At 63.5% G+C, this 24,339-nt stretch carries 22 protein-coding genes; 3 read left to right on the top strand and 19 right to left on the bottom strand.

What is annotated here, in order from left to right; all coding sequences use genetic code 11:
* Nucleotide 1: 1 nt before the first annotated feature.
* Both ACSC1S_RS20755 and ACSC1S_RS20750 read right to left on the bottom strand, forming a co-directional pair.
* Nucleotides 2–919: a hypothetical protein gene (locus ACSC1S_RS20755; RefSeq protein ID WP_435365982.1), complete on the bottom strand. Its 918-nt coding sequence runs from the start codon at nt 917–919 to the stop codon at nt 2–4.
* Nucleotides 894–1,808, bottom strand: coding sequence for a hypothetical protein (locus ACSC1S_RS20750; protein ID WP_435365981.1), 915 nt, complete (start codon nt 1,806–1,808; stop codon nt 894–896). The genes ACSC1S_RS20755 and ACSC1S_RS20750 overlap by 26 nt, the downstream gene beginning before the upstream one ends.
* A gap of 237 nt (nt 1,809–2,045) precedes the next feature.
* Here ACSC1S_RS20750 and ACSC1S_RS20745 point away from each other — a divergent pair, with 237 nt between their 5' ends.
* Nucleotides 2,046–2,432, top strand: coding sequence for a winged helix-turn-helix transcriptional regulator (locus ACSC1S_RS20745; protein WP_261653037.1), 387 nt, complete (start codon nt 2,046–2,048; stop codon nt 2,430–2,432).
* A 196-nt stretch (nt 2,433–2,628) separates the two neighbouring features.
* On the opposite strand, the gene ACSC1S_RS20740 is transcribed toward ACSC1S_RS20745, so the two are convergent.
* The 12 genes from ACSC1S_RS20740 to ACSC1S_RS20685 form a co-directional block, all read right to left on the bottom strand.
* A complete protein-coding gene (locus tag ACSC1S_RS20740) occupies nt 2,629–2,994 on the bottom strand; it encodes a winged helix-turn-helix transcriptional regulator (protein WP_261653036.1) in 366 nt (121 codons plus the stop codon).
* A 299-nt stretch (nt 2,995–3,293) separates the two neighbouring features.
* On the bottom strand, nt 3,294–6,284 hold the full coding sequence (locus ACSC1S_RS20735) for a PAS domain S-box protein (protein WP_435365980.1): 2,991 nt from the start codon (nt 6,282–6,284) through the stop codon (nt 3,294–3,296).
* 152 nt (nt 6,285–6,436) lie between these two features.
* Entirely contained in the window at nt 6,437–7,213 is a 777-nt protein-coding gene (locus ACSC1S_RS20730) for a hypothetical protein (protein WP_435365979.1), read from the bottom strand.
* 159 nt (nt 7,214–7,372) lie between these two features.
* Entirely contained in the window at nt 7,373–8,080 is a 708-nt protein-coding gene (locus ACSC1S_RS20725; protein ID WP_435365978.1) for a hypothetical protein, read from the bottom strand.
* 136 nt (nt 8,081–8,216) lie between these two features.
* Nucleotides 8,217–8,945, bottom strand: a complete 729-nt coding sequence (locus ACSC1S_RS20720; protein WP_435365977.1) for a hypothetical protein — start codon at nt 8,943–8,945, stop codon at nt 8,217–8,219.
* 469 nt (nt 8,946–9,414) lie between these two features.
* Nucleotides 9,415–10,167 (bottom strand): hypothetical protein, encoded by a 753-nt coding sequence (locus ACSC1S_RS20715; RefSeq protein ID WP_435365976.1) that lies wholly within the window; start codon nt 10,165–10,167, stop codon nt 9,415–9,417.
* Between the two features lie 260 nt (nt 10,168–10,427).
* A complete protein-coding gene (locus ACSC1S_RS20710) occupies nt 10,428–11,207 on the bottom strand; it encodes a hypothetical protein (protein ID WP_435365975.1) in 780 nt (259 codons plus the stop codon).
* A 280-nt stretch (nt 11,208–11,487) separates the two neighbouring features.
* The gene (locus ACSC1S_RS20705; protein ID WP_435365974.1) at nt 11,488–12,267 is read right to left on the bottom strand and encodes a hypothetical protein; all 780 of its coding nucleotides are present in this window, start codon (nt 12,265–12,267) and stop codon (nt 11,488–11,490) included.
* 368 nt (nt 12,268–12,635) lie between these two features.
* Nucleotides 12,636–13,436 (bottom strand): hypothetical protein, encoded by an 801-nt coding sequence (locus ACSC1S_RS20700; RefSeq protein ID WP_435365973.1) that lies wholly within the window; start codon nt 13,434–13,436, stop codon nt 12,636–12,638.
* Nucleotides 13,437–13,610: 174 nt separating this feature from the next.
* A complete protein-coding gene (locus ACSC1S_RS20695; protein ID WP_435365972.1) occupies nt 13,611–14,387 on the bottom strand; it encodes a hypothetical protein in 777 nt (258 codons plus the stop codon).
* A gap of 254 nt (nt 14,388–14,641) precedes the next feature.
* Nucleotides 14,642–15,451, bottom strand: coding sequence for a hypothetical protein (locus ACSC1S_RS20690; RefSeq protein WP_435365971.1), 810 nt, complete (start codon nt 15,449–15,451; stop codon nt 14,642–14,644).
* A 170-nt stretch (nt 15,452–15,621) separates the two neighbouring features.
* Nucleotides 15,622–15,900 (bottom strand): DUF7123 family protein, encoded by a 279-nt coding sequence (locus tag ACSC1S_RS20685; RefSeq protein WP_435320502.1) that lies wholly within the window; start codon nt 15,898–15,900, stop codon nt 15,622–15,624.
* A gap of 667 nt (nt 15,901–16,567) precedes the next feature.
* On the opposite strand from ACSC1S_RS20685, the gene ACSC1S_RS20680 reads away from it, so the two are divergent.
* Nucleotides 16,568–17,476, top strand: coding sequence for a DUF63 family protein (locus tag ACSC1S_RS20680; RefSeq protein WP_261653024.1), 909 nt, complete (start codon nt 16,568–16,570; stop codon nt 17,474–17,476).
* A gap of 660 nt (nt 17,477–18,136) precedes the next feature.
* On the opposite strand, the gene ACSC1S_RS20675 is transcribed toward ACSC1S_RS20680, so the two are convergent.
* Nucleotides 18,137–19,096, bottom strand: coding sequence for a transcription initiation factor IIB (locus ACSC1S_RS20675; protein ID WP_435320500.1), 960 nt, complete (start codon nt 19,094–19,096; stop codon nt 18,137–18,139).
* A gap of 397 nt (nt 19,097–19,493) precedes the next feature.
* Here ACSC1S_RS20675 and ACSC1S_RS20670 point away from each other — a divergent pair, with 397 nt between their 5' ends.
* Nucleotides 19,494–19,679: a DUF7331 family protein gene (locus tag ACSC1S_RS20670; protein WP_435320499.1), complete on the top strand. Its 186-nt coding sequence runs from the start codon at nt 19,494–19,496 to the stop codon at nt 19,677–19,679.
* 39 nt (nt 19,680–19,718) lie between these two features.
* Here ACSC1S_RS20670 and ACSC1S_RS20665 read toward each other — a convergent pair whose 3' ends face one another.
* The 4 genes from ACSC1S_RS20665 to ACSC1S_RS20650 all read right to left on the bottom strand — a co-directional run bounded on the left by ACSC1S_RS20665 (nt 19,719) and on the right by ACSC1S_RS20650 (nt 23,979).
* Nucleotides 19,719–21,668: an archaea-specific SMC-related protein gene (locus ACSC1S_RS20665; protein WP_435365970.1), complete on the bottom strand. Its 1,950-nt coding sequence runs from the start codon at nt 21,666–21,668 to the stop codon at nt 19,719–19,721.
* Between the two features lie 113 nt (nt 21,669–21,781).
* Complete coding sequence (gene rdfA, locus ACSC1S_RS20660; RefSeq protein WP_435365969.1) at nt 21,782–22,411, bottom strand: rod-determining factor RdfA; 630 nt, start codon at nt 22,409–22,411, stop codon at nt 21,782–21,784.
* A 77-nt stretch (nt 22,412–22,488) separates the two neighbouring features.
* Nucleotides 22,489–23,232, bottom strand: a complete 744-nt coding sequence (locus tag ACSC1S_RS20655; protein ID WP_435365968.1) for a DUF192 domain-containing protein — start codon at nt 23,230–23,232, stop codon at nt 22,489–22,491.
* Between the two features lie 192 nt (nt 23,233–23,424).
* Nucleotides 23,425–23,979 carry a hypothetical protein gene (locus tag ACSC1S_RS20650; RefSeq protein ID WP_435320495.1) on the bottom strand — a complete coding sequence of 185 codons (555 nt, stop codon included), beginning with the start codon at nt 23,977–23,979 and terminating at the stop codon, nt 23,425–23,427.
* Nucleotides 23,980–24,339 lie beyond the last annotated feature (360 nt).

Below are 24,339 nucleotides of genomic sequence, written 5' to 3'. Positions count from 1 at the left end.
GTCACCCCGACGGATCGTCGGGTGTGGCCGGCGTGACTGTCGTCATCGAGTCGGCGAGCTTTCGCTGCCACCCCTGGAGTTCTGTCACCGCACGGCGCGTCTCATCGAGTTTCGCGTCCACGTTCCGGATGTCGCCGTCCACACGGTCGACGCCCTCGGACACGGTCACTATCGCCTCGCGCATCGAGCGTTCGAGCCGGTCGACGCGGTCGTCCATATCGGCGACGTTCGTCGCGAGCTGTGCGTCCGCAACGGACCCTGCGAGTTCCGTCTCGAGCACGTCCGCGTACGTCTCCAGCGCGAGGATGCGGTCGTTCAACCGTTTTATCTGCGCGTTGACCGCTGTGTCGACGCCGACACCGAGGTGCGATTCGAGCACCTCCCTCGTCCCGTCGTCGACGCGTCCCGCGGTCAACTCTGCTGCGAGCGTCTCGGCGACGCTCTGGGAGACGGTCGTCGCGACAGCACCGCGAGTCGACGCCGTCACCGGACCGTCGCTGGCCGCACCGACGGGGTCGGTGGGGGCGTGGTCACGGTCGGCCTCGTCCTCCGCGAGTTGCTGCCACGTGTCGTCACCGTCAGGGACGGAGTCCTCGTCCGGGCCGTCCGGCTCGTCGTCCTCGTCCGCACCGACCTGCCGTCGCTGGCTCGGTTCCGGCGCAGCCTCGTCCTCGAAGGCGAAGCTGATACCGTCGTGTTCGTTCTCATCGCTCTGCTCGGAGTCCGACGACCCGTCCATGTCAGCGGCACTGGTCGCCGTTTCGTCCGAAGCCGGCGCGTCCGCAGGCGGTCGCGTCGCTGTCTCGTCTCGGTCTCCCGAGGCGGCACTCGCGTCGCCGATGAGCCCGCGGTGGAGCCGCTCGATGAAACCGAACGACTCCGGTTCACGCTCCTCAGAGGAGCCGGGCTTCGAAGTCACCTTCACTCTCCCATTCGAGTTTGACGCCGACACCACGGAACTCGAGTTCGAGGTTGTCCCCGTCGTAGTCGAGCTTGAACAGCCCCTTCACGTCGAGTTCGCGCTTGTCCGGGTCCCATTCGAGGTGGGTGTACACGCCGCGGTACTCGATCTCGCCGTGGTCGTCCTCGAACTCGTAGCCGGCACCGTCGGACTCGAACTCGACGTCGTCGTAGTCGACTTCCAGGTCCATGTAGTCGGTCCGGCTCTCGATGGTGAGTTCGACGCCGTCACCGGCGTCGTCGACTTCGAGGTCGACGTAGTAGTCCGGCGTCACGACCGTGAACTCGAGGTCCCGGTCGTTGTTCGAGGTCTCGAACTCGAGGCCGTCCCAGGTGAAATCGATGTCACCGTTGTCATCGCGCTCGTAGTCGAGCAGGTCGCCCGAGACGTAGCCGCCGGGGCCACCGTGGCCGGGCGAGCCGCCGTCTCCTGGGTCACCGACGCCGCCGGAGCCCCCGTCACCGCCGGGGTCACCGACGCCGCCGGAGCTGCCATCGCCGCCGGGGCCACCGCTACCGCCGTCGACGCCGCCGGAGCCCCCGTCACCGCCGGGGCCGCCGCCACCGCCGTCGACGCCGCCGGAGCCCCCATCGCCGCCGGGGCCGCCGCCACCGCCGTCGACGCCGCCGGAGCCCCCATCGCCGCCGGGGCCACCGCCGCCGCCAACACCGCCGGAACCGCCGCCCGATCCGGGCGGGGTCACGTCGGGATTCGTCCCGGGGTCGCCGGTCGCGGCTGGCTTGTTGTTCGAGATGAGCAAGCCACCAGTCGCGAGCGCGAGCGCACCGAGAGAAGCTCCTGCTAGCTTCAGGTAATCACGCTTCGTAAGTTGGTCAAGTTCCTCCATACTCTACCATCCGAAAATAGGCCAGTGCCGGCAATAAACAATCAACTACCTAGAAGGTAATAACCAGCGCCCCCGGTTCGGTCCCTACGCACACGAAGGGGTCTGAGCTTGCAGTGAGGTGGTTACGGTGTGGGCGAACCCTCAGACGACCGAGGACACCATGAGTGTCAAGTAATCACTAAAGACTCGCGCGCACGGGGGTCGCTTTTTAGCTAATCAGCACTAGACCTCTAGTGTATGGAGGAGACGACAAAAAAATCAGAACTCTGGTATCGGAGCGACGACTGGTGCTCCATAACCGCAGCCAGTAACGTCCTCGGCAAGAAGTGGGTGCCAGCGATCGTGCACCGACTGCTGAAGAACGAAGCACTGGGGTTCTCGGCCTTGCGCGAGGAGATATACGGTGTCTCCAGCAAGGTGCTCTCGGAGAACCTGAGCGAGATGGAACGGCTCGGGCTCGTCGAGCGCCGAATCATCAGCGACCGCCCGTTCCGGGTGGAGTACTCGCTGACAGAGCGGGGGAAGGACCTCGAAGCAGTCATCGACAGCATGGCCAAGTGGGGAGACAAACACCTCGTCCCGGAGATGCTCCCCGAAGAACAGCAGGACTTGACGGAGTTCTGATCGTCGAACACACGCGGGTTTCTTTCTTTTCGACTTTCACAGCCAGTCTGGTCGGGAGTTCCGACGACAGCGACAGCGTCGCCTGACACACGACACAGCCCACGGCCTACAGTCGGTACTCACTGCCGGACACTGGTCTCCGAAAAAGTGGTCGCACGCCCGTTACGAGGGTTGACTCGACTCGTCGGTCTCGATGCTATACCGAGCTCTCCCGGGCGGCCGTGATGACGGGCTGGAGTGCCTCCCCTCGCTCGGTGAGCGAGTACTCGACCCGGAACGGCTTCTCACAGACGACCGCGCGTGAGATGAGCTCTTTCTCTTCGAGGTCGCTCAGACTCTCGGACAGCACCTTGCTCGAGATCCCCCCGATCTGTCGCTGTAGTGCACTGAACCCCTGGGGCCCCCCTTCCAGCAACTCGTCGAGGATGACGAGGTGCCACTTCCGCCCGAGGAGCGTCGCGACCGCTGTTAGCGGGTTCGCGTTCTCGAAGGACTCTCTTGCAGCTGCCTCCGCGGCAGCACGATCTCGAATCGAATTGTAATCGCCAAATGACCTGTTCATGCCGATCTCTCGTTACCATATAACCCCTGAATCCCTATGAATTAGGAACCCACACCTCTCGGTACGGTCGTGACAATACTCCTGATAACCTGAGAAATCCCGGCGGTGTTACCTAGAAGGGTCGGTAGTGGAAACCGATAGTTTGGATTGAGGCATCACGCAGTCGAGGGAAACCGATGTGACACGGGTTTTCACGGTGCAGACGAGCCGAAGCTATCAGCGAAACAGGTAATCGGTCGGTGTGGCGGTCACGACCCGGTCGTTCCGGGACGACTACGGTCGTGACGCGTGGAATCCACCTATTCCTGCTCGAAAAGTGAGAGGAGTACCTTCTGGAGGGCGATGCGGACGTGCTGGTGGAACGTCGAGGACGCGATATCGAGTCGCGCCGCGACCTCCTCCGCAGTGCTCCGGCGCGGCCAGTCGAAGTACCCCTCGACGTAGGCCGTCTGCAGGGTCGCGTGCTGGCGGTCGGTGAGGTCGCCCAGGAGCATGTCCCGGCACTCGTTCGTCGTCCGGACCGGCCGGTCGCGTTCGAGGACGGAGACAACGTCGGTCTCGGGGAACTCGCCGACGAGGAGTTCGACCACGTCACGAACGTCGTCCTGGGTCGGTGCCTCCACGGTCAGCGTCGTCCGGCCGTCGGCGACCTGTTGCTCGCGGACCCGGACGCCGTACTCGACGAGTGACTGGACGAGCGACCCGCTCGACAGCTCGACCGCGATGAGCGATTCGTCCACCCGCTCGCTGATGACCTCGACGTCCTCGACGCCGGGATATCGCCACAGCGCCGAGACGGCGGTAGATGCGGGCACGTCCTCGACGAGGTAGTAGTACCGCCTGTCGTTGGTGTTGTTGGCGACGATGCCGGCCAGGGTCAACCGACAGTCGATCTCCTTCGAGAGCGCGACCAGTGTCGCCGTCTGGTCGGAGCTCTCGAACTCGACCTCGATGATCGAGTCACTGAGCAGGAGTTCACGGTCGGTCGTCGCGCGGATGGCGAAGGCGACGAGTTCGCCGAGGACCGAGAAGGCCCGCGTCTCGAACTCGCCGAATGCGTCGGGATGGCTCGCGATGACGACCAGGCCGCCGTAGTTCCGACCGGCGTAGGTGAGCGGGACCGCGATGGCCGCCTCGAATCCGCGGTCGAACGCGGCGCGCCGAACTGGCTCGTGCAGGGCGAGTTCACCGTCGACCGCCCGGACGACCTGTGGCTCGCCGGTCTCGATTGCCTTGTCTATGGCACCTCGCTCGGCCTCGGTCGGCGTGATCTGTGCGATCTCGTCAAGGACGCCCTCGTCGAGCCCGGCGGCCGCGCGCGGGACGATTCGTCCCCGGCCCAGACTGTAGTGGCCGATCCACGCGAAGTGGTACAGCTCCGAGGAGGCGATGTTCTCACAGACGGTCTGTTCGATCTCACCTCGGCTTCGGGAGTTGACGGTCGCGTCCGTTATCTCCTGGACGAGCGAGCTGATACCGAGTAGAATCTCCTGCCGGTCGTGCTGGCGGACCATCACGTCCTGTTTCTCGGTGAGGTTGGCCTGCATCTCCTTGAGCCGTCGGTCACGTTTCGTTCGCGTCAACGCGACGGTCAGGTTCGCGCCGAGTAACTCCGCGAGGTCGACCTCCTCCCGTTCGAACCCGTGGCGTGCGGTGGTTCCGATGCTCAGAACGCCGTGGTCACCGAGTGGAACGTACAGGGCCTCCGACAGAGGATAGCGGCCGTACTGGTCGCCTTCGTCGACGACCGTGATGACGGTCTCTGCGGTCCGGAACGCCCGGCCGGCCGGGGTCGTCGACACGTCGTACACGGGGCGCGGCCCGAGGACCTCCATCACCGTGTCCGGGGCTTCGGCGAGCACGAGTCCGTCCGCCTCCTGGTCGTACAGGCGAACCGCGTTCAGTGGGAGTCCGATGACCCGGGTGACGGCGTCGCACCCGATGGTCGCGATCTCCTCCTCGTCGTGGGCCGTCATCAGTTCGTGGGTGACGACGTTGAGTTCGCGGAGCTGCTGGGAGTGATGTTTCTGTTCGGAGATGTCGTGGACGACGCAGACGAGCCCCCGGCCATCGACCTTGCTCAGCGAGAGGGACTGCGGAAAGGTCTTCCCGTCGGTCCGCACGCCGGTCGCTTCGCCGCGCCAGGTTCCCTCGCGTTCGACGGCGGGCAGGACCTGCCAGGCGATGCGACGCCACTCCTCCTCGGAGTAGCACCCGGACCATGCTTCGCCGACGAGGGTCGACGCGGTCGTCCCGTGCAGCGCGGCGAATTCGTCGTTCGCGTACGTGATGCAGTGGTCGTCGTCGAGGACCGCGATTCCCTCCAGGGCTGCGTCCATGGCGGCGATTCGTCGGGCCCGTTCGGTCTCGTGCTGGCGGTTGTCGGTGACGTCCCGAAGGAACACCCCGACATGGCCGTCGTAGTCGTCCAGCGCGACGCTCTCCATCGCCACGGTCCGTTCTTCGCCATCGGCCGGTCGGTAGAGGACGGTCTCGTCCCGGCTCGCGTCCTCGGCGACGAGTTGCGCGAGCGTCGTCTGGCCCTGTCCGGTTTCGAACACCTGGCTTGCGGCCTCACCGACGAGGTCCTCCCGGGAGCAGCCGAACAACGTCGCGGCGCACTCGTTGGCCTCGACGATCCGGTTCGCCCGCGTGTCGACCACGACGATTCCGTCGCGACTCTGCTCGAATAGCTCGCGATACAGGTCGTCGTCCCCTGTTGGCGTCCCCCCACGGCGCGCTGCGTCTGGCGGGCTGCCGGTTGGAGAAATGGCGTCGATGTCGGTCGTGGGGGTCGTCGCCTCGACATCGACGTGGGGCTGGTCACGGTCGTCCTCGCTCTCGGCAAGTTCCTCCTGCGCGAGGGTGGCGCTGGTGGTGGTGGGCTTGAACCACTCGAAATCACGGACGAGCTCTACGTACGACACCTGTTCGTCGGTTTCGACGCGGTGAACGGTGACCGGTAGGGGGATCTCTTCTCCGTTCTTTCGGCGGTGACGAACCAGTCGGACCGTGTCGTCGTCGGCCAGGTCCGCGAGTAACGCGAGGACCTCGTCCTCGTCCCGTTCCGTGAACAGGTTCGTCGACGACTGTCCGACCAGCGGCTCGCGTGTGTAGCCGAGGGTGTCCGCGACCGATGGTGTCGCCCCGACGATGGTGCCGGATTCGTCTACTTCGACGATACCGAACCCGGCTTCGGTGAGCGCCTGCCAGGCCGTGGCACTTCCGGACCTGTCGGTATCGCGAACAGTCTCCTCTCTCGGGCGGTCGCTGTTGATTTCCTCTTCCAACCCCCTTCCCCCCCTTCCCGTAACAATAGTCTCCTCAGATACTTAAGTGTAGTATTCTGAGTTATCAACGTGTTTTTATATTCTATACAGAACGGACAGGGACAAAAAAATGCGCAGAAATGAGCGAAACAGACCGGGCCGGGGCGTCGCGCCTACAGCCGCCGAGCCTCGAAGTCACCGTCGCTGTGGTAGCCGAGGCCCTCCCATTCGATCTGGACCTCGATGCCGCGGTACTCCAGCTCTCGGGTGGACTGGTCCTTCGCGCTCCACTCAAGGCGTGCGCCGGCGATCTTGAGGTCGAGTTCCAGCGACTCTGGGTCCCACTCGAAGTCGACGAGTCGGCCGCGGTACTCGACCTCGTGCCCGTCGTCCTCGAACTTGGTCCCGAGGTCCGAGGCCGCCTCGAACTCCACGTCGTACAGATGGTCGACCTCGAAGTCGATGTAGTCACCGTCCGCGACGGCGGTCAACTCGACGCTCTCGCCGCCGTCTTTGGTCTCGAACTCGATGTAGATGCCGTAGTCGTTGACCTCGAACTCCACGTCGAGGTCGCCGTTGTGGGTCTCGAACATGAGCCCGCCCCACTCGAACTCGACGTCACCGTTGTCGTCACGCTCGTAATCGAGGAGATAGCCGCTCCCGGCTGGACCGAGATACGGGTCTGCCGCCTCGTCCGCGCCGACGGCGGGGTCCGCCGGTGCCGCCGCAGGGCCGGGGCTTGCCGCCGGTGTCTCGGGAGCCGAACTCCCACCCGGGCTCGCGGCCGGTGCCTGTCCACCCGGGTTCGCGGCCGGGGACACCTCGCGCGTGTTCTCGACGTTCGACTGTAGCGCACCGTCTGCTGCGAGTTTCCCGCCGACGCCCATCGAGAGTGCTGCGAGCGCTGTGCCCGCGTACTTGAGATACTGCCGCTTCGAAGTAGCTGCCATTGAATTGCCTCCACTGTATACCAGGCGGGTATGGGCTATAAGGTATCAAATTACTGTCTGGTGTGGACGTAAGGTTGGGTCATATCGTTACCACCCCGGTACGACTGCGATTACCAAGAGTGTTCACGAAACAAAGGAGTGGAGGCCGGTCTGTAGGCGTTAGACGCGTCTGGCTTCGAATTTACCTTCACCGCTCCGCCCGTCGTACTCGCCGAACGCCGGGTTGTTGTGGGTACTGGCGTCCCACTCGAGCAGGATGTTTCGGCCACGGTAGTCGAACTCGTCACCGTCCCAGTCGAGGTAGACCGCACCGCGGATCTCCAGCTGGTGGTTGTCGGGTTCCCACTCGAACTTGAGTCGGGAGGCGAAGAACTCGATGTCACCGTCGTCCTCGAACTTCCGACCGTCGGCGACCGCGGTGAAGTCCACGTCGTGGTTGCCGCGAACCTCGAACTCGATGACGTCACCGTCGATGTCCATCTCCAGGTCGAGATGGTCGCCGCCGTCTTTCGTCTCGAAGTCGATGTAGATGCCGGGTTCGGCCGCCGAGAACTCGATGTCGCGGTCGTTGTTCTCGGTCTCGAACTCGACGCCGTCCCAGAAGAACTCGATGTCGCCGTTGTCTTCGCGCTCGTAGTCGAGGTACGGGCCAGCCGCGGCACCGACCAGCGGTTGGCTCGCTGGCTGCGGGTCGGCCGCGGGGGCCGCGTCACCACCCGTGTTGGTCGACGCCGCCGGCGTGACCGTCGACTCGGGTGCGTCAGCCGCCAGTGTGTTGCTCGCGAGTTTCCCACCCAGTGTGAACGTCGCCGCCGCCAGCGAGGCCCCGGCGTATTTCAGATACTGTCGCTTGGATATGTCTGCCATAGTCCTCCTGCCAGTAGAGAAGCGTGGTTTCTACATTAAGCATCAAATAACTGAGTACTCGTCTCGTTACAGGGGTGAGAGGACGACCCGGTGGTGAAGATACCGAAACGGTACGTCGCCCCGGACACCCGGGCCGCTACACCGCGCGGGCCTCGAACGTCCCGGTTCGCTCGGGCGTCGTTGCTTCCCAGTCGATCCTGACGGTTCGCCCCCGGTACTCGAACTCGTCGCCGTCCCAGTCCAGGTGGACGGCACCACGGACCTCCAGTTCGTGTCTCCGTGGGTCCCACTCGACCCGGAGGAGCGGACCGACGTACTCGATTCGCCCCCGGTCGTGCTCGAAGGAGTGGGGGCCACCGATGGTCGTCACCTCGACCTCGTCGTCCTGGTACACGTCGAGGTCGATACCGTCTCCGGCGACGAGGATGGTCAGCTCGAGGTCGTCCCCGCTCACCGTGCTCTCGAAGTCGATGTAGAGGTCGCCGTCGTCGACGAGGAATTCGACGTCACGGTCGCCGTCCGAGCTCTCGAACTCGACGCCACCCCACCAGAACTCCACGTCACCGTCATCCGCGCGGTCGAATTCCAGAGCTGTGCCGGGTTGTACTCCGCCGGTGACCAGCGGCGTCCCGGACCCGGTATCCTCTTGCGGTCCCGCGAGTACCCCCGGACCACTCTCTTTCTCGCCTCTCCACACCGGGTTCGCCGGAGCCCTCTCCGCCGGGTCCGCCGACCGGGTCCTTGCTCCCTCGGAAGCCCCGCTCCTCGCACTGTCGGAAGCGAGCTTCCCGCCGACGACGACCGTGAGTGCGGTGAGCCCGACGCCGGTGTACTTCAGGTACTCCCGTCTGGAGATGCCTCCCATGGCGTAGTCTCTCCCCCGTAACGAGGGAGGCAGCGGCGATAAAATATCAAATAACTGGGTGGTGAGTGCGTTTCGTCCCGGATACGACTCGGGGGTCGAGGTGCGCTCGAGTCCCGAGATGGGTACGCGACGGCCTCCGGCAGACTCCCCGTGTTGTCCCGTCGTTCGCCCCGTTCACCGCGAGCACGCTCAAAAGGATGGGGCCGTTACTCCGGTACTGGAGCTGACCGTTCACGGGGCTGAGGCAGGGTTCGTCGGGGGAGAGTACCGGTAACAGGAGGTTACTCGCTCACCGTGAGGAGAGTTCGGCTCACTCACGTGGCCGTGGGTCGGACACCGCTGGAATGTGGTCGGCCCGATGCGACGTCCCGGCTGTGGTCGTCACTCTGGAGGTAACCGTCGAAAAAATCCGTGTCTGCTGTGTCAGCAGTCGATATGGCTTGATGGGGTGTGGGGTCGGGAATCCGAGTTAGAGGCGGCGTGCCTCGAACTCGTCGTCGCCGTTGTGCCACTCCCACTCCATGAGGACGTCCTCGCCGGCGTACTCGAGTTCGGTGGTGTCGAAGTCGATGGCGATGCGGCCGTCGGCGTACTCGAAGTCCAGCCCGTTGTCCATCTCGAGCTCGAGCTTGATCGCGCCCTTGATCTCGAGTTCTTCACTGTCCTCGTCGAATTCGAAGTCGAGGTAGCGCCCGCGGTACTCGATGTCGCGGCGGTCGTCCTCGAACTGGTGACCCTGGCCGTCGGATTCGAACTCGACGTCACCGTCGTCGTACTCGAACGAGATGTACTCGTTGCGGAACGCGATGTCCAGCTCGACGTGGTGGCCGTTGTCGTCCATCTCGAGGTCGACGTAGACCTCACTGTCCTCGACGGTCAGCTCGAGGAAGTCGCTGTCGAGGTCGGTCTCGAAGTCGACGCCGACGTCGTCGAGGTCGATGTCACCGTCGTCACTCTCGAAGGAGAGGTACGCCCAGTCGAACTCGATGTTGCCGTCGTCGTCGCGCTCGTAGTCGAGGATGTCTCCGTAGCTAGCCGGCCCGAGAATCGGTTCGGGTGCGGCGTCGGTTCCGGGCTTCGCAGCGGGTGCGACCTCGGTGGTCTCCTTCACGCTCGACTGGAGCGTGCCGTCTGCGGCGAGCTTCCCACCCACGCCGAGGGAGAGTGCTGCCAGAGATGCGCCCGCGTACTTCAGATACTGTCGCTTGGAAAGGTCTGCCATTTCAGTGCCTCGTTCTAACGAAAGTCAGCTTCGGGTATTAAGCATCAAATAACTGTAAGGTCGTCACGTAACCTCGAGGAGATTCCTCGCAGGAATGGAACGCAGCTGGCGAATCGGGCCACGTCGCCGGCCGTACCGGCGTTCTCTGGCTGTCTCGCGTGTGGGACGAGCGTGTTCGTCGTCACACCCGACTACTGGACGGTCACGATGTGCCTGGGAGACGTCTCGTGGGTCGTCCAGGTAGTTTGTGTGGCCGGGGCCTAGAGACGGCGTGCTTCGAACTCGTCTTCCGAGTGCTTCTGGCCGTAGCCGTGGTTGCCACCGCGCCATTCCCACTCGAAGATGACGTCCTCGCCCGCGTACTCGAGTTCGGTCTCGTCGAGGTCGACGGCGATGCGGCCGTCGGCGTACTCGAAGTCCAGCCCGTTCTCCATCTCGAGTTCGAGCTTGATGGCGCCCTTGATCTCGAGTTCGAGGCTGTCCTCTTCGAACTCGAAGTCGAGGTAGCGCCCGCGGTACTCGACGTCGCGGCGGTCGTCCTCGAACTGGTAGCCGCTCCCGTCGGATTCGAACTCGACGTCGCCGTAGTCGAACTCGAAGGAGATGTACTCGTCACGGAACGCGATGTCCAGTTCCACCATCTCACCGAAGTCGCTCACTTCGAGGTCGACGTAGACCTCGCTGTCCTCGACGGTGAACTCGGCGTCCCCATCGTCGAGGTGGGTCTCGAGGTCGACACCGACGTCGTCGAGGTCGATGTCACCGTCCTCGGTCTCGAACGAGAGGTAGACCCAGTCGAACTCGATGTTGCCGTAGTCGTCGCGCTCGTAGTCGAGGACGTCACCGACGCCGGCCGGCCCGAGAATCGGTTCGGGTGCGGCGTCGGTGCCGGGCTTCGCGGCAGGGGCGACTTCTGTCGTCTCCTTCACGCTCGACTGGAGTGTGCCATCTGCGGCGAGTTTCCCACCGACACCCAGCGAGAGGGCGGCGAGGGACGCGCCTGCGTACTTCAGATACTGTCGTTTGTTGATGTCTGCCATTTCAGTGCCTCGAGCATACAGACGGCTGTATCAAATATTAATCATAAAATTACTGTCTGGCCCTTACGTCACGGTTCGGGAACCACCCCGAATCCGTCATGTCAGGCACGGTGGCTGGCCAGTTGCTGGCGCAGCTCCCGGAGAACTGGACCCACTCTCGTCGGTGGTCGTCTCGAGGTGATGCAGTCGCTCGCGGGCTACATCAGAAAAATATCGTCGGTGACGGCTGTCACCACTCGCTGTCGGCCCATCCGATCGGACGAGCCCCGGTGCGAGGGAGTTAGATCCGGCGTGCTTCGAACTCGTCTTCCGAGCTCCGCCGGCCGTAGCCGTGGTTGCCGCCGCGCCATTCCCACTCCATCAGGACGTCTTCGCCGGCGTACTCCAGCTCGGTCTCGTCGAGGTCGACGGCGATGCGGCCGTCTGCGTACTCGAAGTCAAGGCCGTTCGAGACTTCCAGCTCGAGGTTGATTGCCCCCTTGATCTCGAGTTCGCCACTGTCCTCGTCGAACTCGAATCGGAGGAAGCGCCCGCGGTACTCGACGTCGCGGCGGTCGTCCTCGAACTGGTAGCCGCCACCGTCGGACTCGAACTCGATGTCGCCGTAGTCGTACTCGAAGGAGACGTACTCGTCGCGGAACGCGATGTCCAGCTCGAGCATGTCGCCGTCGTCGTGCATCTCGAGGTCGACGTAGACCTCGCTGTCCTCGACGGTGAACTCGAGGTGTTCCTTGCCGAGCTCCGTCTCGAGGTCGACACCGATGTCGTCGAGTTCGATGTCACCGTCCTCGGTCTCGAACGAGAGGTAGACCCAGTCGAACTCGATGTTGCCGTCGTCGTCGCGCTCGTAGTCGAGGATATCACCGACGCCGGCCGGGCCGAAGATCGGCTCGGGCGCGGCATCGGTGCCGGGCTTTGCGGCAGGAGCGACTTCCGTCGTCTCCTTCACGCTCGACTGGAGCGTACCGTCTGCGGCGAGCTTGCCACCGACGCCCAGCGAGAGGGCGGCGGCGGACGCGCCTGCGTACTTCAGATACTGCCGTTTGGAAAGGTCTGCCATTTCAGTGCCTCGTATTATCGAAAGCTGGCTTCAGACATTAAGTATCAAATTACTAAAACGTTGTCTCGTTACCCTCGGAAGTTCCCCGTGCGTAGTCTATCCACGTTGCATGCCCGGCTCGTGGTTCTCGTGCCGAGCCCGGTCACCGGGCGACAGCTCGGCGACCCGGGTGGGTGACTCACTCCGTAGTCGGGTCTGGGTGTCGCGGGTCGCGAAGAACAGTGCAGTTGCGCCGGTAAGGACCAGCCACCAGCCCCGCCTCGACCGCTGTCGCTCTGCGATTCAGCGTGAGAAAATATCTACGTCCGAAGGGTCGGTCTTTGCCTGTCTGTGTCGGTATGGGGTAGTCGCTACCCCTGGAAACGTGTTCAGATACGACGCGCTTCGAACTCGTCGTCCGTGCCGTAGTCGACGTACTCCCACTCGAACATGACGTCCTCGCCCGCGTACTCCACGTCGAGGGACCCGACGTCGATGTCGACGGCGATGCGACCGTCGAGGTAGTCGACGTCGAGTTCGCCGTCTTCGTTCCACTCGATGTCGGCCCGGATCGCGCCCGTAATCTCGAGTTCCCAGTTATCACTGTCGGTCTCCTTGAACTCGAACTTGATGTTGCGGCCCATGTACTCGATGTCCCGGCTGTCGTCTTCGGCCTCGAACTGGTAGCCGGAGCCGTCGGACTCGAACTCGACTTTCGGCCCGTCAGCGTCGAACTCGAACTGCACCCACTCGTCGCGGAACGCGAAATCCAGCTCGACGGAGTCGATACCGCGGTCCTCGAGGATCTCGAGGTCGAAGTACAGTTCGGTGTCCTCGACGCGCATATCGAGAGCCTCCAGGTCGTCACCGCCGTCGATGAGTGCCTCGATGTCGACGCCGAGGTCCTCTATCTCGAACGAGCCGTCGCTCTCGGTTTCGAACGAGAGCAGGCCCCAGTCGAACTCGATGGCCCCGTCGTCTTTGCGCTCGTAGTCGAGGATGTCACCAATGCCTGCGCTGCGGAGAATCGGCGTCGCTTCCGGGTTCGCACCGGCTGCGACGCGCGAGGTCTCACCGACCGCGGGGGCGAACGAGCCGTCCGCGGCGAGCTTGCCACCGACGCCCAGCGAGAGGGCGGCGAGGGACGCGCCTGCGTACTTCAGATACTGCCGTTTGGAAAGGTCTGCCATTTCAGTGCCTCGAGTGGAGACTAGCCACCTTCTGGTATGAAGTATCAAATAACTGGTTGGTCGTTCCGTAACCGGTCGGATACGGGGTCCGGGACCGGTGGCTCACACCCTGACACAGAATCGACCGCGAAAACCCAGGACCTCGAGTCGGACGCTCGTGTAAGGTACTACCACTCAGAAGCGACGCGCTTCGAACTCGTCGTCGCGACCGTCGCGCCACTCCCACTCGAACGCGACGCCCTCGCCGCTGTACTCGAGTTCGGTCGTGTCGAAGTCGATGAAGATGCGGCCATCAGCGTACTCGAAGTCCAGCCCGTTGTCTATCTCGAGTTCGAGCTTGATGGCACCCTTGATCTCGAGTTCACCCTTCTCCTCGTCGTACTCGAAGTCGAGGTAGCGGCCCTTGTACTCGATATCGCGCTTGTCCTCCTCGTACTGGTAGCCGGTCCCACTCGATTTGAAGTCGGTGTCGCCCGCGTCGAACTCGAAGTCGATGTACTCCTCGCGGAACGCGATCTCTATCTCGCAGTAGTCGTCCTCGCGGTCGAACTCCAGGTCGACGAACACCTCGCTGTCCTCGACGGTCAACTCGATGAAACTGCTGTCGAGGTCGGTCTCGAAGTCGACGCCGACGTCGTCGAGGTCGATGTCACCGTCGTCGGTCTCGAAGGACACGAACTCCCAGTCGAACTCGATGTTCCCGTAGTCGTCGCGCTCGTAGTCGAGTATCTCGCCGACACCCCTGGGGCCGATGATCGGTTCGGGTACCGCCTCGGTGTCTGGTTTCGCCGCGGGCGTTACCTCGTTGGTCTCTTCGACGTTCGCGGTCGGTTGCTCGACGCTCGGCTGGAACGCGCTCCCTGCTGCGAGTGTCCCGCCGACACCGAGCGAGACCACGCCGAGGGACGCACCAGCGTACTTCAGATACTGCCGCTTGGAAAGGGCTGCCATATCGATTCCTCAGAGCAACAGAAGAACCGGAAGGTAATGAACTATCAAATTACCGGACAGTACGGTCGTTCCGCGGACGGAGGTACGCGGACGAAGGTCGATTACTCGGGGGTACAGCCTCCCCGGTCCCACGTCATGGAACCGGAACCGGGCGCGTCAGTAATACAGAGTTCCCGCGTCGCTCGGCGGTTGGAATCGCGCTCGAAGAAAGGGGTCGAAAGAGTGTCAGAGCAGCAGTCTGTGCTGCGGGTGTTCTAGCAGAACGTGTTGCAGGCTCCACCAGGTCCGATGCGGCGTGCCTCGAACTCGTCTTCGGAGTGGCTGCTGCCGTAGCCGTGGTTGCCACCGCGCCATTCCCACTCCATGAGCACGTCTTCGCCGGCGTACTCGAGCTCCGTGGTGTCGAAGTCGATGGCGATGCGGCCGTCGGCGTACTCGAAGTCCAGCCCGTTGTCGGTCTCGAGTTCGAGCTTGATCGCGCCCTTGATCTCGAGTTCCTGGCTGTCCTCGTCGTACTCGAAGTCGAGGTAGCGCCCGCGGTACTCGATGTCGCGGCGGTCGTCCTCGAACTGGTAGCCACCGCCGTCGGACTCGAACTCGACCTCACCGTAGTCGAACTCGAACGAGATGTACTCGTCGCGGAACGCGATGTCCAGTTCGAGCTGGTCGCCGTTGTCGTTCATCTCGAGGTCGACGTACACTTCGCTGTCCTCGACGGTCAGCTCGAGGTGCTCGCTGTAGATGTCGGTCTCGAAGTCGACGCCAACGTCGTCCAGGTCGACGTCACCGTCGTCGGTCTCGAACGAGAGGTACGCCCAGTCGAACTCGATGTTCCCGTAGTCGTCGCGCTCGTAGTCGAGGATGTCACCGTAGCCAGCCGGGCCCAGGATGGGCTCAGGGGCGGCTTCGGTTCCGGGCTTCGCCGCAGGGGCGACCTCTGTTGTCTCCTTCACACTCGACTGGAGTGTGCCGTCAGCTGCGAGTTTCCCACCCACGCCGAGGGAGAGAGCAGCAAGAGATGCGCCTGCGTACTTCAGATATTGTCGCTTGGAAAGGTCTGCCATTTTTCCTCCACTCTATACCCAAGGCAGTTTCCGACATATAGTGAATAATTACTGTCAGTAAATCACGTTTCCCGGACGTGACTCGGTTTCCTCCAGTCCGCTGTCTATCGATTACACTGCCTACCCAGTACACGGACGGACTCGCAGAGAAAAGAAAACGTTCGACCCGGTCAGGCCTGCTGTGGGACGTCCGCCGCACCGGTCGGCGTGACCTTCCACGTCGTGCCCGAGGAGTACCCCCACTTCTCGATGTCGAGCCCGACGTCGCGGTTACTCCGCAGAATCTGTGCCAGGTTCGCACCGACCTCCTTCGCCGACAGACCGACTGCTTCACCGATGAGCCGCGACTTGAAGTAGGTCTGGTAGCCCGCCTGCGTCGACAGGTAGGTCAGTATTCGCTGTTGCTTCTCGTTCAACCCCGTGATCGCGATGCTGTTCGTATCGTGCATGTTGTTTCCCCCACGGCGGCGGTTTCTCCACGTTCCGACGCCGTTGCTAGAGAGATATTCGCGTCCGGAGGACATAACGTTCGTCTTACCTATGTGCCACTGAGGCGGTGGTAACCGAGCAGAAGCTGCCTGTACCACCGCATTCGCTGGTCGCCTGGAGAACGTGCAAGATTCGGAGTGAATCGCGGTGGTGTCACCCGTTCGACCGGTGGGGCGAGTGGGACGTCCCCGGAACTCCCGGGGACGGTTGCCTCGTACGAACGGTACGACCGTCACGCATTTGACGACTGACTGAACTGGCTACGACGGCGTACCGGGCACCGAGACGACAGGCGATTTGCGACCGGGGGACCTCGGACGGCGTTTCCGTCCGTGCGATGTCCCCGTGTGGTAGTTGGCGACGCCCGTGTTTAAAAGCGCGCGAACCAGTGGGTCAATCGATTACAGGCGTGTTAATCGCTCTATTGGAACCTCTGCCTGTCTGAGGGCTGCAGAATATCTGAAAACAGACACCTCGCGGTGGTGAGGTGACTACGCCGACGTAAGGCGAACGCCATATAGCTGAAACACGTAGGATAGACTGAATACGCGTGGCCGTGCGCGGCGCACCTGTCGACCGACTACAGGTCGCTCCAGCACGCTGGCCACGGACCCGAGGAAACTCACGATGTCAGGAAGCTATCTGTTCTCGTTCGGGGGCGTACCGCGGTCGATGGGACCGGGAGGCACCGCTCTCCTCGACGCCAGCGGGCTGGGGAGCCACGTCCTCGTGGGGTCGTTCGACCCCGTCCTGTTGCACCCGTTCCACACGCTCGCGCTGGTGCTTGCGGTGGCACGAATCTTCGTCCTCATGCGAGCGAAGGGGCTGTACGCGACCGAGGAGCTCGTTATCGGGTTCTTCCCGTGGGTGGCCGTCTCGGCGGCGCTCTCGGTCTTCGGTCAGGTTGTCGTCCTGCCCGAACAGGTCCTCCCGTTCCTCTCCACGCCGCTGGTCTACCTGACGGCGTTCGTCCTCGGCGGCCACCTCTGGTTGTACCTCGCGAACCCGGAGCAGCGCTCGCCCAGAGAACAGGCCGAGTCGGTCGCCATCACGGGCATCCTGTGCCTGGCACCGATCACCGGGGCGACAATCGCCCTGAGTGGCCGCGAGGTCCACCCGCTCTGGTCGCTCGTGGCCGTGCTGGTCGCGGTGTCGATCTCGGTCATCATCTGGGCCTACGTGGACCAGTTCCACCCCGGCGTCACCGGCAACGCCGGTCTGCTCGGTTTCGCGGTGGTGTTCGGTCACCTGCTCGACGCGAGCACGACGGTCATCGGTATCGACATCTTCGGCCTCGCCGAGCAGACGCCGCTCTCCTGGGAGATCATGAAGTTCGCCGCCACGTTGCCCACGGCCGACGTGCTCGGGATGGCCTGGCTGTTCCTGGTCGTGAAGGTCGTCATCGCGCTCGGCATCGTTTACGTCTTCAGCCACGCCATCACCGACGCGAGACATCGGAGTATCGTCCTCGGGATGGCCGCCACCGCCGGCTTCGGGCCTGCACTCCACAACCTGTTCCTGTACGCGATTCTCTGAGCCGGCCGTCCGACCGTTCTTCCCTGGGTGCTCTCGACTCTCCGATAGCGTACCCCCACTCGATTCCTTGGATACCCTGCCGTGCGAGGACGCCGGCCCCTCCCAATCGCTGCCGTGCGAGTCCGCAAGCGGTCCCAGCTCCCAATACGGTTCCAGCGGCCCCAGCAGTTCCAATACGGTCCCAGCGGACCCAGCGGTGCCAATACGGTCCCAGCGGTTCCAATACGGTCCCAGCGGTTCCAAACCTTCGTCCTCGCTGCTCGTCGATGGTCAGTGCTCAGAGCCTTCACCGGGTAGGCCCGCCACATCGCCCTCGTGAGCCTCCGCGACCCTCGGAGGATGGCAGGCTGGTCCTTTCCACTGCTGCATCGCCCCGACGCGCACACGAACGCTCCTGGGGGATGGGACAGGACCGCACTGGTCCGTGGCTGTTCCGCCGAGTGCAGTTCCCGGGGATGAGGACCATCACCAGAGCGTTCGTCGGGGGAACGTACGGAGACTCCCGTCCTGCTGGACGAGGCGGGGGTGGGTGCTGATTGCTCGCCACGAACAGGGCTGCGAACGACAGTCGATGGCTCGACCAGGGTCACGGAGAGACGGGACTGGCCACTGCCTGGAACAGACGGACCGAGAAAGAGCTGGGGAAGGGGGCGAGGGTGGTTACTGGGTGAAGCCGCTATACTCCGGGGTCGCGTTCAGGAGCTCTTTGTACCGGGTTCTGATGGTCACGGTGCTCATGTTCGCGACCTCCGAGACGTCTCGCTGGGTGATGTCCTCCGAGGTCACCACCGACGCGGCGTAGACGGCTGCTGCAGCCAGCGTCACCGGGCTCTTGCCGCTGTCGAGGCCCTTCTGCTGGGCGTTGTCGAGCAGCTGGTACGCGATACGTTCGCCCTCCGAGGAGAGGCCGAGCTTGGACGCGTACCGGCGCACGTAGTCCTTCGGGTCGGCGAGCTGGACGACGAGGTTCAGCTCCCGGACGAGCGTCCGGTACGCCCGGCGGAAGTCGCTATCCTCGATGCGGCTGACCTCGATGACCTCGTCGATGGTTCGCGGGATGCCGACCTGTCTGGCGGCGATGTAGAGCGACGCCGTCGCGATGGACTCGATGCTCCGGCCCGGGAGCAGGTCCTCCTTGAGCGCGCGGCGGTAGATGACCGACGCGGTCTCGCGAACGTCCGTGGGGAGCCCGAGCGCGCTCGCCATCCGGTCGATCTCACCGAGTGCCTGCCGGAGGTTGCGCTTCTTCGAGTTCTCCATGGTGAAGCGCTGATTCCACACGCGGAGCCGTTCCATCTGCCGGCGCTGGTTGTGGCTCAGTGGGGCACCGCTGCTGTCTGCGTTCTTCCAGTCGATGGTCGTCGACAATCCCTTGTCGTGCCAGAGAACAGAGACGGGCGCACCGACGCGGCTGCGCTGGTCGGCCTCGTCAGAGGAGAACGCCTGCCACTCCGGGCCGCGGTCGATCTCGTCTTCCGCGACCACGAGACCGCAGTCTATACAAACCGTCTCACCATGCGTATCGTCGTTCAGGAGCGACCCACCACATTCCGGACACTGGAGTGGTGCGTTCTCGCGACCCGACGGGACGTCGCTTCCGATGCTGTCCTTTCGTGTCATAGTATATCTGCTCTAATCGGGATGGTCGACGCTCCGGACTGGAACGTCGCTGCCCCCTCGCGCGGTCGATGCTCGTTCGAACCACCGGCCGACCATACCTGTCGCTACTGCAACGTCGATGGGCGACCGGGCGGACGTTTGAACGGCCTCTCCGCCCTTGCGACCCTTTAGCGACAGAGCATCTTAACGTTCTTCTAACGTGTTCGGAAGTACCCCACCTCGACATCGTCACCTGGGCGAAGCGGGATAACTCCGGTGCGGTGGGGTATGTTTCAACGTGGTAAGGGAGATGGAGGTGTCTGACTAACATTGTTGTAAGCTAGCAGTTAACATGCTACGTGCCGTATACAGTAATACGCGCGAAGCGACACGCGCACGGCGACACACAGGGGGGAACATGAGATACTCAAAGAAGGAGAGAGAAGACGCACCGAAGCTCGAGGCGAACGCGGGATTGCCAGCGACGATTCCCCCGTACGCTGCATTGCTCCTGACGCAGGGAGAGGTCATCATCTACGACACGACGAACCACAAGGCGTGGATTCAGTCGACGTGTGCGGTCGGACTGGAAGACGCCATCTGAGAACCAACGGGACCGGTCGCAGTGATTTTCGGCCAGTTGCTAGATATCCGTGATCCGAGCGTAGGTCTCGTCCAGGGCCGAGGCGTCCTCGGGGAGTAACGCGACCACGAGGTAGTCGGTGTAGGATTCGAAGTACTCGACCAGCGCCGCGATCCGGTCGGAGTCTATCGCCTCGATGGAATCGAGCAACACGAAGGGAACGGTCTCGTGGACCTCGTGGACGAGGTAGCCTGCGAGAGCGAACACGAGTCCGATGACCTCTCGTTCGGATTCGCTCAGGTGCTCGACACTGTCCTCGTACACCTCGCCGTCGGCGGTTTCCCGGACCACGTGAAGCTCGAAGGCGGTCTTTTCCACGTTCCGTCTGCCCGCTCGTTCCGTCCGCTCCACCCGTTCTATCCAGACGCGTTCGAGGTTCTCGTACCCGAGGAGTTCCAGCACCGTCTCCATATGCTCGTTGAACGCCGAGACGGCACGGGATTCGAGCCGGTCGATGCGGGTCCGGAGGTCGGTAAGCTCGGCCGTGACCTCCTCGCGCGTCGATTCGAGGTCCTCCCGTTCGCCGAGCTCGCGGTCTATCTCCTCGATGCGGTCGGCCACCTCCTGTTGGTCGTCCACGAGGCGGTCGACCTCGAACTGGAGCCGGTTCGCCTCCCGGTGCTGTTCGAGGATGTCCTCGTACTCCTCGGCTTCGAGGGCCTCGACCTCCCGTTCGAGGTCCTCGATGCGGTCGTGGAGAGCGGTCTCCCGGGCCTCGAGGTCCTCGATGCGTTCCTCGTGCTCGCCCTGCTCTGCCTGACGCTGTGCCCGCTCTCGCGCCCGTTGCTCGCGCTGTTCTCGCTGTGCATCCAGTTCGTCGAGCGTCGACTGGAGTTCTGCTCGCTCCCGGTCCAGTTCCTGTCGCTCTTCGAGTTTGTCCTTGCAGAGCGATTCGAGCTGCTCGACGGTCTCCGAGATGGCGCTCCTCTCCGCCTCGTTTCCACACGTCCAGCAGACGACGGACTCGTCCGGTACCAGGGCGTCTGTCAGCGTCCCGCCGTCGGTACCGTCGTACTCGTCCAGCGCCGCGACGACGTCGTCGTTCTGGCCGTCGAGCATCTCTCGGTTGAATTCGACGATGCCCTGCAGCCGGTTTATCGTGCTGTTGACGGACTGTATCCGGTCGTGCAACGAGTCGATGCGACGTTCGATGTCGGCAGGGTCCTCGTCGAGACCCGCCGTCTCGTCGCGTTCTTCGGCCTCCAGTTCGACCAGCCGGTCGGTCACCGACGCGAGGCTCTCGCGCTCCGTTTCGAGGTGGAAGCGGACGTCTTCGAGCTTCCCTCGCGCGTCCCTCAGTTCGCTGAGGCTGGCTTCGAGTTGGTCCGTCTCGGCCCCCGCCTCCGCGAGGCTGGCGTCCATCTCCTCGATGGTCTCCTCGGTCGCACGGAGGGCCTCGCGCTTCTCGTCGATTTCGGCGTCGAGTTCCTCCTGGCGCTGTCGGAGCTGTGCTCGTTCTTCCTGCAGGTCCTGGGTCGCCGCGAGCCGTTCGTCCAGCTGTCGTTTTCGGGCCTCCAGACGCTGGATCTCGGCCTTGATCTCGGTGGTGTCGACCGGTCGCATGATGAGTTCTCGGAGGTCGTCTCCGAGCGCGACCGCGCGCCGGGCCTCGTTCGACTCCAGCAAGAAGGCATAGAGGTCCGCGAGGGTCGGGTCGCCGAGATACGGCTCGCCACCGGTCCAGACTCCCTCTCCCTCCCGCCTGAGCTCTCGTGTGTACGTCTCGTCTCCGATGGTGAGGTCGACCCGCCCGGCCGATGCATCTGCCTTGAGTGATGCCCGCTCGCTCCCGAGTGCGGCCATCAGCGCCTGCAGGAACGAGGTCCGGTTCGTCGCGTTTCGCCCCGAGAGTACCGTCACCCCGGGTGAGAACTCGACATCGGTCTCGTCGATACCACCGACGTTCTCGGCGTGGACGGTGACCGTGGTTGTATCGTCTCGTTCACTCATTTTTAGAGGTTTCACGGGCCTCCAATATATCTCTGGTGTCGGCGCTCTCCAACAGAAATGTGGGGTGGTATCACACACCTTGGCGTTACAGAGTTACGTCTGTAACGAAATGTTCAGTCGTCTTCACCGACACAGGGGCAGCCACCGTGCTCGAGCAGCTCGCCGAAGTCCGACGACCGGCCACAGTTGGTGCAGAGGACGGTCACGTCGACCAGTATCTCGAACTCCGCGACCGACAGATGACCGCCGTCGTCCAGTCGTTCCAGGTTCGAATCGGCGACCGCTGTCGTCCGACTCTTGAGTCGCTGGATCGCCTGTGTCGCGGACTCGACCGGGTCGCGGGCCTCCTTCTCGTGAGAGGCCCCCCGGAAGTTCGTCAGGTACCGGTAGATGGCCTGATGCGAGACGAAATCGCCCGTCACGTCGTCGACGTCGACGCCGTCGCGTTCGAGACTGCGGGCGGCCTGTGTCCGGGCGCTCGGGCCCACGTCGTCGCCGGTCAGCAGCTCGTATTTGGTCTCCAGTTCGGGGTCCGAGAGATAGATTCCTTCGCGCTCGAGCGCGGCCTGCAGCACTTCGAGGTTGAAGTAGTCCGCCAACTCGCGGAGGCTGTACTGATCGTCGCCGTCGGTGGTCCAGAGTCGTTCGAGGTCGTCCCCGAGGGTATCGAGCCCGTAGGACTCGATGACGCGACCAACCTTGCTGCGAGCGTGGTCGCTGGACGAAACGCTGGGGGAAGTCACAGGGATACCTATCCGGTTTGGGGATTAAAAGCTACCGTCGAAAATTGAAGAACTGGTGATATGTTGGGCCGAGGTGGTCAGATATCCAGTTCGACAGTCGTCCCGGCACCGATACCGAGTTCGTCTGCGTAGCCCTGGTTGACGGCGATGACGTACAGTACGGGTGCGTCGCTCTCGTAGCGAGTGAGCTGGTCGTCACTGACGCCCGGCTGTGGGTTCGCCTGCTCGACGTTGACCACCACGTTGTCCGCGCCCACGAAGATGAGGTCGAGCGGAATCGTGGTATCCTTCATCCACATCGAGACGAGGTACTCCTGGTCGAAGACGAATGCCATCCCGGCCTGGTCGGGCAGCGCGGTCCGTCCGCTCAGACCCACTTCCTGTTCGGCAGGGGTGTCGGCGACCTCGAGGCTCGCGCTCCCGACGGTGAAGCCGTCCACGACGAAGATGGCGGTTCCCTCGTTGGTGAACTCGCTCTCACCGCCCGTGTCCGGCGTGGTGGTCGGCGGAGCCGTCGTCGGCGGGGTCGTCGTCGGCGGCACGGTGGTCCCGTCGTCCGGAGCGCCGTCACTGCCGGGGTTCGCTGGCGGTGTCACGTCCGGCCCGAAGTCGTCGTCCGAGCTGGTGGGTGATTCGTTCCCCTCGTCACCGATGGGCGGGAGGATGATGTCGTCACCGGAGCTGTTCGCGCCGGGGTCTGTCACCGGGTCCTGGCTGTCTCCGGGATTCACTGCAGCCTGTCCGCCACCCTGGAGCACGACGGCCGCGACCAGTACGACGACGATAGCGACGAGTATCAGGGACTCGCTTCGCACGTTCATGGCAGTACAGAGACGCAGCAAGGGGAAAAGTTCTCCATAACTGTGCAGTCACGGAATCACGTTGAAAACACGAACGGGGCACCCGACAGGTGTGGAGAATGTCAGGTCGGTGTCACAGCGACTACGGCAGTCGGGTGCCCGGGACGCGACCGCCTCGTCAGGGAGTTCGGCGACGTGACCTCGCCCTCACGCTCAGTACCAGTAGCGGCGACCGTAGTAGCCGTCGACGCTGTCGACCTTGATGAAGCCGCCGTCGACGTACCGGATGTCGAGTTCGCCGGCCGCCTCGTCGATGTCGAAGTGTGCGACCGCACACGGGCCGCCGTCGAGGAGCTGCACGTCGAGGCCGCTGTAGTCACAGTCGATGTAGACGCTGGGGCTCTCGAACTCGAAGCCGCCGTAGGGGTCCTGTTCGAAGCGGGCGTAGCCGTACGGCCCGACGAACTCGACCTCGGTGTCACCGGCGTTCCAGGCGTCGAGCGAGTCGAAGTCGAACGTCGCCCCGGTGCCGCAGTAGTCGTTCACACGGAGCCGGAAGGCGTTGCGGTACGGCGCGAACCGGCGTCCGTAGTAGCCACGATAGTAGTTGCTGCGGGCGAACGTCCCACCGACGTCGGCGGTCGGGGTCGCCGTGTTACCGACGGCGGCCGAAGCGGAGCCCACCACGGTACCGGCAGTGAGCAGCCCGGTGCCGAGGGTCTTGAGTAGCGTGCGTCGCGAGGTTCCTGAGTTGGTAGTGCTGTCCATTGGGTGATTTCCTCCTTCTCACTAACTCATAGGTGGGCTCCACAGATAACACGTCTACTATCCAACCAGTTACGACAGTACGCCGAAGTTTACCGATGGAATGGAAGTTCCACAGTGACGAGACGACGATACATCTGGTCACAGATGGGCCGAACCGGTGGTTTGGCAGGTTCCAGCGCGGTGAGGAGCCGCGCCTCGACGGGGAACAGGACATCGTGCGGAGAGCTCGGCTGGACGCTGCGGTGAAGCCGAAAAAGCGGTGTGGCAGCCCCGAACCGCCGGTTCACGGAACCCAGGTACTGAAAAGGCAGACCGCAAGCGGTCTGTGTGGCCGCTGTCGTCGCCGGCCACCGAGGCACT

This window comes from Haloarchaeobius pelagicus, from assembly GCF_051207375.1.
GTDB lineage: Archaea > Halobacteriota > Halobacteria > Halobacteriales > Natrialbaceae > Haloarchaeobius.
Note: the sequence above shows the minus strand (reverse complement) of the source record. Positions and strands in the feature narration are given on the sequence as shown.

Bases quoted from the DNA above. Each gene is read 5' to 3' on its own strand.
- ACSC1S_RS20750 (WP_435365981.1), bottom strand. From the start codon at position 1,808: ATGGAGGAACTTGACCAACTTACGAAGCGTGATTACCTGAAGCTAGCA.
- ACSC1S_RS20745 (WP_261653037.1), top strand. From the start codon at position 2,046: ATGGAGGAGACGACAAAAAAATCAGAACTCTGGTATCGGAGCGACGAC.
- ACSC1S_RS20740 (WP_261653036.1), bottom strand. From the start codon at position 2,994: ATGAACAGGTCATTTGGCGATTACAATTCGATTCGAGATCGTGCTGCC.
- ACSC1S_RS20730 (WP_435365979.1), bottom strand. From the start codon at position 7,213: ATGGCAGCTACTTCGAAGCGGCAGTATCTCAAGTACGCGGGCACAGCG.
- ACSC1S_RS20725 (WP_435365978.1), bottom strand. From the start codon at position 8,080: ATGGCAGACATATCCAAGCGACAGTATCTGAAATACGCCGGGGCCTCG.
- ACSC1S_RS20720 (WP_435365977.1), bottom strand. From the start codon at position 8,945: ATGGGAGGCATCTCCAGACGGGAGTACCTGAAGTACACCGGCGTCGGG.
- ACSC1S_RS20715 (WP_435365976.1), bottom strand. From the start codon at position 10,167: ATGGCAGACCTTTCCAAGCGACAGTATCTGAAGTACGCGGGCGCATCT.
- ACSC1S_RS20710 (WP_435365975.1), bottom strand. From the start codon at position 11,207: ATGGCAGACATCAACAAACGACAGTATCTGAAGTACGCAGGCGCGTCC.
- ACSC1S_RS20705 (WP_435365974.1), bottom strand. From the start codon at position 12,267: ATGGCAGACCTTTCCAAACGGCAGTATCTGAAGTACGCAGGCGCGTCC.
- ACSC1S_RS20700 (WP_435365973.1), bottom strand. From the start codon at position 13,436: ATGGCAGACCTTTCCAAACGGCAGTATCTGAAGTACGCAGGCGCGTCC.
- ACSC1S_RS20695 (WP_435365972.1), bottom strand. From the start codon at position 14,387: ATGGCAGCCCTTTCCAAGCGGCAGTATCTGAAGTACGCTGGTGCGTCC.
- ACSC1S_RS20690 (WP_435365971.1), bottom strand. From the start codon at position 15,451: ATGGCAGACCTTTCCAAGCGACAATATCTGAAGTACGCAGGCGCATCT.
- ACSC1S_RS20685 (WP_435320502.1), bottom strand. From the start codon at position 15,900: ATGCACGATACGAACAGCATCGCGATCACGGGGTTGAACGAGAAGCAA.
- ACSC1S_RS20680 (WP_261653024.1), top strand. From the start codon at position 16,568: ATGTCAGGAAGCTATCTGTTCTCGTTCGGGGGCGTACCGCGGTCGATG.
- ACSC1S_RS20675 (WP_435320500.1), bottom strand. From the start codon at position 19,096: ATGACACGAAAGGACAGCATCGGAAGCGACGTCCCGTCGGGTCGCGAG.
- ACSC1S_RS20670 (WP_435320499.1), top strand. From the start codon at position 19,494: ATGAGATACTCAAAGAAGGAGAGAGAAGACGCACCGAAGCTCGAGGCG.
- ACSC1S_RS20665 (WP_435365970.1), bottom strand. From the start codon at position 21,668: ATGAGTGAACGAGACGATACAACCACGGTCACCGTCCACGCCGAGAAC.
- ACSC1S_RS20655 (WP_435365968.1), bottom strand. From the start codon at position 23,232: ATGAACGTGCGAAGCGAGTCCCTGATACTCGTCGCTATCGTCGTCGTA.
- ACSC1S_RS20650 (WP_435320495.1), bottom strand. From the start codon at position 23,979: ATGGACAGCACTACCAACTCAGGAACCTCGCGACGCACGCTACTCAAG.